This window comes from Ideonella sp., from assembly GCF_041914305.1.
Lineage (GTDB): Bacteria > Pseudomonadota > Gammaproteobacteria > Burkholderiales > Burkholderiaceae_C > Ideonella.
Genome location: NZ_JAYSDQ010000002.1, coordinates 265,871 through 275,929 on the forward strand (window position 1 = coordinate 265,871; position 10,059 = coordinate 275,929).

The 10,059-nt window shown below is 69.9% G+C and carries 12 protein-coding genes; 1 reads left to right on the forward strand and 11 read right to left on the reverse strand.

What is annotated here, in order from left to right:
• Positions 1-30 precede the first annotated feature (30 nt).
• From ACE3SG_RS03950 to ACE3SG_RS03965, 4 genes are all read right to left on the reverse strand, one after another.
• Positions 31-870, reverse strand: a complete 840-nt coding sequence (locus tag ACE3SG_RS03950; RefSeq protein WP_374562692.1) for a hypothetical protein — start codon at positions 868-870, stop codon at positions 31-33.
• 75 nt (positions 871-945) lie between these two features.
• Positions 946-1,494: a hypothetical protein gene (locus tag ACE3SG_RS03955; RefSeq protein ID WP_374562693.1), complete on the reverse strand. Its 549-nt coding sequence runs from the start codon at positions 1,492-1,494 to the stop codon at positions 946-948.
• A 184-nt stretch (positions 1,495-1,678) separates the two neighbouring features.
• On the reverse strand, positions 1,679-2,248 hold the full coding sequence (locus ACE3SG_RS03960; protein ID WP_374562694.1) for an NADPH-dependent FMN reductase: 570 nt from the start codon (positions 2,246-2,248) through the stop codon (positions 1,679-1,681).
• A gap of 36 nt (positions 2,249-2,284) precedes the next feature.
• Positions 2,285-2,470 (reverse strand): hypothetical protein, encoded by a 186-nt coding sequence (locus ACE3SG_RS03965; RefSeq protein WP_374562695.1) that lies wholly within the window; start codon positions 2,468-2,470, stop codon positions 2,285-2,287.
• A gap of 137 nt (positions 2,471-2,607) precedes the next feature.
• On the opposite strand from ACE3SG_RS03965, the gene ACE3SG_RS03970 reads away from it, so the two are divergent.
• The gene (locus ACE3SG_RS03970; protein ID WP_374562696.1) at positions 2,608-3,063 is read left to right on the forward strand and encodes a PA2169 family four-helix-bundle protein; all 456 of its coding nucleotides are present in this window, start codon (positions 2,608-2,610) and stop codon (positions 3,061-3,063) included.
• A 65-nt stretch (positions 3,064-3,128) separates the two neighbouring features.
• Here ACE3SG_RS03970 and ACE3SG_RS03975 read toward each other — a convergent pair whose 3' ends face one another.
• From ACE3SG_RS03975 to ACE3SG_RS04005, 7 genes are all read right to left on the reverse strand, one after another.
• Positions 3,129-3,272, reverse strand: coding sequence for a hypothetical protein (locus tag ACE3SG_RS03975; RefSeq protein WP_374562697.1), 144 nt, complete (start codon positions 3,270-3,272; stop codon positions 3,129-3,131).
• A 40-nt stretch (positions 3,273-3,312) separates the two neighbouring features.
• Positions 3,313-3,906 carry a DUF4142 domain-containing protein gene (locus ACE3SG_RS03980; protein ID WP_374562698.1) on the reverse strand — a complete coding sequence of 198 codons (594 nt, stop codon included), beginning with the start codon at positions 3,904-3,906 and terminating at the stop codon, positions 3,313-3,315.
• On the reverse strand, positions 3,903-4,103 hold the full coding sequence (locus tag ACE3SG_RS03985) for a hypothetical protein (protein ID WP_374562699.1): 201 nt from the start codon (positions 4,101-4,103) through the stop codon (positions 3,903-3,905). The genes ACE3SG_RS03980 and ACE3SG_RS03985 overlap by 4 nt, the downstream gene beginning before the upstream one ends.
• A gap of 50 nt (positions 4,104-4,153) precedes the next feature.
• Positions 4,154-5,446 carry a cation:proton antiporter gene (locus ACE3SG_RS03990; RefSeq protein ID WP_374562700.1) on the reverse strand — a complete coding sequence of 431 codons (1,293 nt, stop codon included), beginning with the start codon at positions 5,444-5,446 and terminating at the stop codon, positions 4,154-4,156.
• Positions 5,447-5,686: 240 nt separating this feature from the next.
• Positions 5,687-5,938 carry a hypothetical protein gene (locus ACE3SG_RS03995; RefSeq protein WP_374562701.1) on the reverse strand — a complete coding sequence of 84 codons (252 nt, stop codon included), beginning with the start codon at positions 5,936-5,938 and terminating at the stop codon, positions 5,687-5,689.
• Positions 5,939-6,009: 71 nt separating this feature from the next.
• Positions 6,010-7,563, reverse strand: coding sequence for an RNA polymerase factor sigma-54 (gene rpoN / locus ACE3SG_RS04000; RefSeq protein ID WP_374562702.1), 1,554 nt, complete (start codon positions 7,561-7,563; stop codon positions 6,010-6,012).
• Between the two features lie 296 nt (positions 7,564-7,859).
• A complete protein-coding gene (locus ACE3SG_RS04005; RefSeq protein ID WP_374562704.1) occupies positions 7,860-10,019 on the reverse strand; it encodes a response regulator in 2,160 nt (719 codons plus the stop codon).
• Between the last annotated feature and the right edge of the window lie 40 nt (positions 10,020-10,059).

Below are 10,059 nucleotides of genomic sequence, written 5' to 3' on the forward strand. Positions count from 1 at the left end.
CGGGCGTATTTGCCGTCAAACAGGGTGGCTTTACACGGCGGAAACCCCTGGGGGAGACACCAAGTGGCTCAGAGAGCTGGTGGAGACAAGGTGGTATGGCGTCTCGATGCCCGGGAACACCTGGTTCAGCGGTTTGACCTCGGGCAGCACATAGACCACGCCGGGGTGGGCCTGGAACATCGGCCACACGACCTGCTCGAAAAAGCTCACCGGCAGGTTGATGCAGCCGTAGCTGATGCGGTTGTCGCTCGCAGTGGGGGTGGCCAGGCGTTCGAGCCGGCGCTCCTTCGGGTTGGTCGCGCGCACCCGGTGCATCGACACCGCCGCGTCGTAGTCGACCCAGACCACGTCTTCTTGCGACGCATTGCGGCCACGCGCCGCCACAAAACGGCCGGCGGGCGTGGTGCGCTCTTGCGGCTTCACGTCGGCGATGGCCTTGTCGCCGATGCCCGGCACGGTGTCGTCACCGGCGGCGTAGCCCAGCAGCACCGGGCTCGCACCGCTCAGCTTGCCGCTGGGGTCGAAAACATAGACGCGGGCATTGCGCTTGTCGAGGATGACGAAGTGCTGCACGCCGTTGTCGGCCGAATCGACCACCCACTGCGCCAGGCGCCGCACGTCTTTCGATGGGGTTTCGCCGCCCCAGTCGAGCCGGCGTCGAATGACCGCCGGCGCCGGCACCACTGCTTGCGGCAGCGCGGGCGCCACGCCGGGCGGCGCGGTGGCCACCGCGGCGGGGTCGATGGCCGGCGTGGGCACCGAGCGCTGGGGCAGCAGGTGGTGGCGCATCGGCACCGCCACGGCCAGCACGACCGCGCCGATCAGCAGGCCTTGCTTGAGCCCTTCGGTCACATCGCGACTGATCATCATTCTTTGAACTCCTCACGGCCGCGGGCCCGGCGGCGACCTGCGCTGCCGGGCCTCGCGTCACCTCAGCGGGCGGTATCAGTTGCGGTCCGGGCGCGGGGTGCGTTCGGTGTCGGCGCTGTTGTTCTTGCCCATGTTGTAGATCGGGTCGTTGGGCGAGTTCAGGTCGATGTGGGTCTCGGCCGGCGCAGTGCTGGTCGACGGGCTGCCGTTGCTCTGGTTGACGGCGTCCGTGGTGTTGGCCGGCGTGGTGCCGCTGGTTGTGTCGTAGCTGCTGGCCGGCGGCGTGCTGGTCGATGCGGGCGGCGTGCTGGTCGTGTCAGCGGCCCACGGGCTGTTCGCATCGGTGCTCGGCGGCGTGGCGGTCGACGACGTGGAGGCCGACGAGGTGGTGGTGTCGGCGGGCATCGTGGTGGCCGGGCCGGCGGCCGTGGGGGCGGCGGTCTCGTACGGGTTGTTGTCGGTCACGCTGTCGTGCGCCCAGTGCTTGGGCACCGAGTTGTCGACGGCGCCGTTGATGTTCGCGTTCGGGTAGGCGCCTTCGTCCGAGCTTTGCGCATAGGCGAAGCCCAGGGTGGCCACCATGGCGGCGGTGGAGACGGCGGTGATCAGTGACTTCTTGGACATGTGTAACTCCTTGCTGTGTGTGTACCCCCATGGGGTGGCTGGAAGCGGGTTCCGCTGGACCGGAGGACTGCCCGGTGCAACCGACTCTAGGCTTCGCGCCTGGGCTTGCGGGTCCTCCGCCGGAGCGTCTGCCTGTAGGAAAAAACCGCGTCGATGCGAATGAGGCTGTCGGGGGCCACCGGCCTCAGGCGCGGCTCGCGGCCTGCTTCGCGCCGCCGTGCACATCCACGAACGCGCGGTACGCGTCCATCCAGTGCTGCAGGAAGGCGCGGGTCTTGTCGTCAGTGACGTCGCCGGCCTGCGTGATCAGGCCTTCGCGGTAGTGCACGAAGGCCTCGGGCTGGTTCAGCGTCGGCACGTCCAGGTAGGCCAGCACGTTGCGCAGGTGCTGCTGTGCCATCGCCGTACCGATCGCGCCGATCGAGGTGCCGATGACCCCGGCCGGCTTGCCGGCGAACGAGTTCTTGCCGTAAGGGCGCGACGCGGTGTCGATCGCGTTCTTCAGCACGCCGGGGATCGACCGGTTGTATTCAGGCGTCACGAACAGCAGCGCGTCGGCGGCTTCGATCTCCTGCTTCAGGCGCCTGGCCTGCTCGGGTGGCGCCGCGTCGTGGTCCTGGTTGTACAGCGGGAGGTCGCCGATGGCGATGTGCTGGTAGACCCAGTCTTGCGGGCCCATGCGGGCCAGCGCGCGGGCCAGCTGCAGGTTGAACGATTCGGCCCGCAGGCTGCCGACGAGGATGGCGACTTTCATTGGGGGGTCCGTTCGCGCGGTGGCGCAGTGGGTGGGCTACGGGGTATCGAGTGCGGCGCCCGGGTCTTCTTCACCCGCGACCGACTCTTCGCTGAGATCGGCGGGTGCGATCGACGGGTCGACGCGCCGGCGTGGCACCGGCAGCGGCGCAGGCGCTGGCACGTCTGCGGCCGGTGGCCGATCGGCGCGCTCGTCTTGAGCCAGAGGGCGTTGGGCAGTCATCACCCATCGGGCAGCAATCGACATGCCCGGATGAGGTGGCGGCGTGACGCCACCGCGGGCATGCGGCGTGCCGATCAAGCGGCGGACGCCCCTCGGGGCGCCTGACAAACCACCCTCGCCACACCAGAAAGGCCATCATGGAACATTCCGACCTGATCGATACCCTGAACCACCTCGTCTCGACCTGCAAAGACGGCGAGTACGGCTTTCGCAGCTGCGCTGAGCACGTCAAGAGCGAGAGCCTGCGCAGCGTGTTCAACGCGCGCGCCGACGAGTGCCGCCAGGCCGCGTCCGAGCTGCAGGCGCTGATCCAGCAGAACGGCGGCAAGCCCGACGACGGCGGCACCGCCACCGGTGCCATGCACCGCGGCTGGGTCGCCGTGAAGGGCACGTTGACCGGCTACAGCGATCTCGCGATGCTCGAAGAGTGCGAGCGCGGTGAAGACACGGCGCTCGAGCGCTATCGCCAGGCGCTGCAAGAGCCGCTGCCGCCGGAGGCGCTGCTGGTGATCCAGCGCCAGTACGAAGGCGTCAAGCGCAACCACGCCCAGGTGCGCAGCCTGCGCGACACCGCGCGCGCCGCGGCGTCCTGACCTGGCGCTCAGCCCAGGGCGAGCGCAGGCCGCTCGCCCTGGACGACGCTGATTTCGACGTTGCTTTAGCGGCTGCAGCCCGCCGGCGGTGCTGGCTCGGGCTGCGGCACCTCCATCGGCAGATCACCCGGCGTGGCCGGCATCTCAGGCGGTGGAGGCGGCGGCACCGTGTCCGGTGGCGGCGGTGTCACGTGAAGCTGCAGCAACATGCGGTGTCCTTTTCGGCAAACCTTGCGGGCGAACGGTGAACTAACGACCCAGCGTGACGTTCGGGCCCAATGCGCGGGCGGCCTGCAGGTGCTCGCGCAGCATCGGCAACGCGGCCGAAGCCCAGGCTTTCAGCTCGGCGTCGCGGCCGGTCAGGGCCTGCTGGTCAAAGCTCGCCACGGCGCGCTGATGGTCGGCCACCAGCTGCTTGCCATAGGCCTGGTCGAACTCGTCACCGGTCAGGCGCGCCAGCTGGTCGAGCACGGCCTGGCGTTCGCGGCCCAGGTGGCTCGGCCACGCCACGCCGCGCGCCGCGGCAATGCCTTGCAGGCCCGCGTTGAGTTGCCCGTGGTTTTGCACCAGGCGCTCGGCCAGGCGCTTGATCTCGCCGCCGCTGGCGCGCGCCTGCGCCAGGCGGCTCAGTTCGACTTCGAGCAGGCCATCGGCCGCCGCCGTGCGCACGAACTTCTGGTCCAGCGTGGTCAGTGCGGTCGGCGGCGCGTCGGCCGCCGGGCCCTGCGCCAACACGCCGACGCTGAGGCTCAGGCAGCACACCGCCACGCAGGCCAGCGCCTTCAGGCCGGTCACGGCGAACGACAACTCGCCGGCCGATGAGGGGGCGGTGGGCGGCTTCACAGGTACACGCTGCCGAAGGGGTTGGCGCGCAGCAGTTGGCGACACACCATCTGCGTCGGCTGGGGCTGCGCCGGCGGGTCTTGCACCGGCACCGGCGGCAACCACGGGTCGGGGTCTTCGATGTGGCGGCGCGATGGCTCGGGCGGCGCAGGCGGGTGCTGCGGCAGTTCGGGGTTGGGGGTGATGGGCACGGGCATGATGCCCAGGGCGGCAAGCGCCGTGCCACGCGCCGCCGGCGGGCCGCTCGTCAGCCGGCGTCTTCGACGGGGCGGGGGCCGCGGCGCGTGCGCCGATACAGCCGCATGATCGGCGTGGCCGACGAGCCGTGCATCAGCACCGACAGCGCGATGGTGACCAACACCGCATCGGCCACCAGCTTCATCTGCGGGCCGTCGGCGCCTTGCGCCACCGCGAAGGCCAGGTAGTACATCGAGCCGACACCGCGGATACCAAACCACGCCGCCAGGCGCCGCTGCGACGCGGTCAGCGCCATGCCGGGCGTCGTCGCCATCACCGCCAGCGGCCGCGCGACGAAGCACACAAAGAGCGCGATGCCGATGCTCAGCGGCGTGAACGCGTCGTCGCTGATCAAGGTGCCGACGACGATCATCACCACCATCTCGGCCAGCTTCTCGATGTCGAGCGTGAAGTCGAGCACCGCCTTGGCCATGTAGGCGCTGGCTTGCTGCGGGTGGGCCGCTGCCTCGGGCCCGAGGCGCGCCACCTCTTGCAATGCCTGGGCATCGTCGGGGCTGTCCTGCCGCTCGACCTGGCGCACTGCCAGCCCGGCCGCGAACACCGCCAGGAAGCCGTACACCGCCAGCAGCAGCGCCAGGCCGTAGGTCAGCGCGATCAGGCCCAGCGTCAGGAAGCTCTCCATGCCCAGCGCCTGCTCGCGCTCGCGCCGCAGCCACACCACCAGTCGACTGAAGGCGAAGCCCAACCCACCGCCGAGCAGCAGGCCGCCCAGCGTGGGCCACAGCACGTCACGCTGCCACCACAGCGCCCCGGAAGGGCCCAGCGTGTGCAACCCCATCAGGCCGAGCGCCAGCATCACGAACGGTGCCGCGGTGCCGTCGTTCAGGCCGGCTTCGGCGGTGAGGCTGAAGCGCAGGCGGTCGCGGTCGAGCGCATGCTCGACCTGCACGTCGGACGCGAGCACCGGGTCGGTCGGCGCCAGCGCCGCGGCCAGCAGCAGCGCAGGCCCCAGCGCCAGCCCCATCGCCCAGCCCGCGCCGAACAGCAGCGCGATCGTGACCAGCATCGTGATGGTGGCCATCATCAGCGGCACGCGCCACAGCCTGTCTCGCGGCGGCACGCGCAGCCGCAAGCCAACGGCGAAGATCGACACCAGCACCGCGGCTTCGGTCAGGTGCTCCAGCAGCGCCGCGTCGCGGCGCAGGTCGAGGTCGAGAAAGCCGAAGACCTCGGGCCCGAGCAGGTGGCCGACCACGAGGTACAGCGCCGCGGCGCACACCGGCATGTCGCGGCGCCAGGTGTCGGTCAGGCCGATCAGGATCAGCAGCAGACCGACGATCACGAACCAGCTAGTGTCCTGTCCCACAAATAACTGCCATTGAGATTCGACCAGATGGCGATGATGGTGCGTCCGGACGGCTGGGCAGATACCCAGCGTATCTGCCCTGGTGGCCGGGCGCGCGAGCGCGCCATCTGGTCGAACCCACTTTCGGCATTTCTGGCGGGCCGAAGCCGGGGCGCTCGCAGCGTTGCCAAGCCAGGCAGATACCGCCTGGTATCTGCCTGGCTCGGCGCCTCGCGATCATCCCCATTGCGGCCCGTCGCAATGACAGTTATCTGTGGGACAGGACACTGGCCACGGGCGCGCGCACTCGGCAAACGTCAACACCTGCGCTGCCGCGAACAGCCAATCCGCCAGCTCGCGCGACGATGCGTCGCCCCGCAGCCCGGGGTGCCAGGCGCGAACGATGGCAATGTCGCGGGCCGCGTCCTCATGGGCCTGCTGCCGCAGGCCTTGCAGCTGCGTGGCGAGGTCTCGGCTCGGTGCTTGCATCAAGGGCTCCTGCCCGGGTCTGAAGCAACCGTTGTGCCCGTGCCTGCGCAGCGCACGCGCAACGCGGCGCCTCAGGCCCTGCCGCGGCGGCGCTCGATCGGGTCGATGCGCAGCAGCTGGCGGTACTTGGTGACCGTGCGCCGGGCGAGCCGCACGCCCTGCTGCGCCAGCTGGCGCGCGATGTCGGCATCGGACAGGGGCGCGTCGGGCGACTCGGCTTCGATCATGTCCTTGATCAGGCTGCGCAAGGCAGTGCCCGAGCAGGTCTTGCCGCTCTCGGTGGTCAGTGCGCGCGAGAAGAAATACTTCAACTCGAACACGCCCATCGGCGTCATCATGAATTTATTGTTGGTGACCCGCGAGACGGTCGACTCGTGCAGCCCCAGCGCATCGGCGATCTCGCGCAGGCCGAGCGGGCGCATCGCCATCGGGCCGTGGTCGAGAAAACGGTGCTGGCGCTCGACAATCGCCTCGGCCACCTGCACGATGGTGGCAAAGCGCTGCTCGACGTTGCGCAGCGTCCAACGCGCTTCCTTCAGATGGTCGGCCAGGGCCTGGTCGTTGGCCCGGCGATGGCGCTGGAACAGCTCGGCGTAGACGCGGTTCATGCGCACCCGCGGCACCACCGCGCTGTTGAGCTGCACGGCCCACTGGCCGCGCACCTTGCGCACGATCACGTCGGGCACCACGTACTGCACCTGCGCCGGGCCGCAGCGCCAGCCCGGCCGCGGGTCGAGCCGGCGGATGCGCTCGCACACCGCCTCGATCTGCGACTGCGGCTGGTGGAGCGTGCGCGCGAGCTTGGCCACGTCGTGCCGCGCCAGCGATTCCATGTGCTCGTTGACGATGGTGCGAGCCAGCGCGCGCATCTCGGGGCACTCGACCGCCTGCAGCTGCAAGGTCAGGCATTCGGCCACGTTGCGGGCGCCCACGCCCGCCGGCTCCAACGACTGCACGCGGCACAGCGCGATCTTCACCTCTTGCAGCGTGGCGGGTGGCGTCATGTCGGTGAGGTCGACGATCTCGTCGAGCGACACGCGCAGGTAGCCGTCGTCGTCGAGCGATTCGACGATGGCGCGTGCCAGCGCCGCGTCGCGCTCGGGCAGCGACAGCAGGTCGAGCTGCGAATGCAGCTGCGCGGCCAGGGTCAGCTCGGCGGCCATCAGATCGAGCGCGCTGATGTCGCCGTCTTCGGCGCGGCGCAGCCGGGTGAGGCCGTCGCCATGCCACGAGTCATTGCTGACGGCGTCGAGAAGGGCCTCCGCGGTCTCGGCCGCTGAAGCGTCGACACCATCGGGCAATGGCAGGTCTGGCGCCGAGATGATTTGTGAGCCGTCGAGGCCGTCCAGGCCATCGAAGCCATTGCCGCCCTCGAAGCCATCGCTGCCGAATCCGTCGGCGTTGCTGGCCGCGTGGTCGGGCTCGATGCGCTCGCTGTCGGCCGCGGCGCCAGGCTCGCTGCCCTCGCCTTCCTCGCCTTCGAGAAAGGGGTTGCGGCCCAACACCGACTGCACTTCGTGTGCGAAGTCGGTGGATGACAGTTGCAGCAGCCACACGGCGCGTTGCAGGCGCGGTGACAGGGCTTGCTGCTGGCGTTGTTCGGTGTGTCGCTGGATGGAAAGCATGCCGTGTCTCGTCGATCAGGTTGACGGTGAATAACGCCTTCGTTGCATGCTTCATGCCGGATCGGCGCGCTGTTGCATCAAGTCACGCCTGTAAGCGAAACAGCCCCCCAAACAGCCTGTTCACCGGGCTGCACGGGCACGCCAACTGCCGCGATCGCTGACGACTGTTTCGAACGCGCCGACCGACCGCCCAAGACCCTGCGGCCGGCTTGGTCAGCGCGTGAGAAGAATTGCCAGCAAGCGGTCAGGTTTACCGATTGCTGCCGCCCTCGGGCGCAGCGTCTCGGCCGGCCGCATCAGGGGCGGCGAAAGGCATACAAGGTGGCCTTGCCTGCCGCCGCCGTGCCGCCTGTTTCGGCCGGTGCGGGCGCCGGCGCGGACGGCAGGTCGGGCAGGTCGCGTGCGATCAGCGCGTCCAGCACGGCCGGGTCGACCGGCTTCAGCAGATGCTCGTCGAAGCCCGCGTCGCGGCCGCGTTGGCGGTCACCGGCCTGGCCATAGCCGGTCAAGGCCACCAGCAGCTTGTGCCGCGTGGCGGGCAGCTGGCGCATGCGGCGCGCGACCTCGTAGCCGTCCATCATCGGCAGCCCGATGTCCAGCAACACGATGTCGGGCGCGAAGTCTTCGACCATCGCCAAGGCCTCGATGCCGTCGTGGGCGGTGCGCACCTCGTGGCCCGACAGCGTCAGCATCGCGGCGGTGGTGTCGGCCACGTCGGCGTTGTCTTCCACCACCAAGATGCGGCGGCCCGGCGCCGGCAGGGCCTGCGCTGGCTCACCCTGCGCCGCCGCGTCGGTCGGCTGGCTGTGCACCGGCAGGTAGACCCGAAACTCGGCCCCCTTGCCGGGCCCGGCGCTCAGCGCTTCCACACGGCCGCCATGCAGCTTGACCAGCAACTGCACGAGCGTCAGCCCGATGCCCAGGCCACCCTGGCTGCGGTCGAGCGCACGGTGACCTTGCTCGAACAGGTCGAACACGCGCGGCAGCAGATCGGCCTCGATGCCCATGCCGTTGTCGCGCACGCTGATGACCGCCCGCCCTTCTTCATCGACCGCCACGGCGACGTGCAGGCTGCCGTCGTCTTGCGTGTACTTGATCGCATTGCTGAGCAGGTTGCTGACCACCTGCTGGATGCGGGCCCCGTCGCCCTGCACCGACACCGGCGCCGCCGGCAGCGCCAGCGTCAGCAGTTGCCGGCGCGCGCTGATGAACGGGCGCTGCGCCTCGACGCATTCGGCCACCAGCGCGCCCAGGTCGAGCACCGTGGGCTGCAGCACGATCTTGCCCTGGCTGATGCGCGCCACGTCCAGCAACTCGTCGACCAGGCGCGTCAGCTGGCGCACCTGGCGGTCGGTGATGTCGGTGGCCCACTTGAGCGTGGTGTCGTTGGGCGCCTTGCGGCGGATCACCTCGACCGCGTTGCGGATCGGCGCCAGCGGGTTGCGCAACTCGTGCGACAGCATCGCGAGGAACTCGTCCTTGCGTCGGCTGGCCTCTTCGAGCCGCGCCTCGGCCTGGCGCCGCTCGGCGATCTCGAGCTGCAGGCTCTGGTGCAGGCGCGCCGCCGCGAAGACGATCGCCGCCCGCATGGCCACTTCGTCCAGCAGCGCATCGCCCAGCGGCGTCAACGGGCCCTGCAGCAGCATCGCACCGAGCACCCGGTCGCCGTGGCACAGCGGCACCACCCGCAGCGCACCGCGCACCACCGTGCCGGCGGCGGCGGGGTCGCCGGCCGCCGGCAGGCCGTCGTTCAGCGCCTCCAGCTCGGCCAGCGTCAGGCCGTCGGGGTCCACGTCGACCGTGCGGCTGGCGCCGTCGCGCCGGCGCACCGCGTGCTGCACCCGCATGCGCTCGTCGACCAGCACCACCGCCGCCGCGTCGCACAGGGCCGGCACGGCCAGCGCCATCAGCTTGTGCAGGCCGGTCGACACATCGAGCACGCCCGACAGCGAATGGCTCAGCTCGGACAGGTAGGCCGAGCGGCGCGTCGACTCCTCGGCCACCTGCAGCGCGGCGGCCGATGCGGCCAGCGCCACGCGCTCGTCGGCCTGGCGGGCGATGCGCTTTTGCAGCACGTGCAGCTCGACGAACACCCGCACCTTCGAGCGCAGGATCTCGGGCACCACCGGCGACAGGATGTAGTCGACCGCGCCCAGCGAGTAGCCGCGCGCGGTCTGCAGCTCGTCGGCGTACGAGGTGATGAAGATGATCGGCGTGTGGGCCGAGCGCCGGTGCCGGCGGATCAGCGCCGCGGTCTCGAAGCCGTCGATGTCGGGCATGTTGACATCGAGCAGGATCACCGCGAACTCGTGCTTGAGCACCTCGCGCAGCGCGTCGGTGCCCGAGCGGACGAAGATCATGTTCTGGTCCAGGTCCTCCAGGACGGTCTTGAACACCAGCAGCTTTTCCTGCAGGTCGTCGACCACCAGGATGTTGGCTCGATCAGCGCTGTCCATCACCGCACTCGCCTCTTGCTGCATTCCAGGCGCGCGAAGC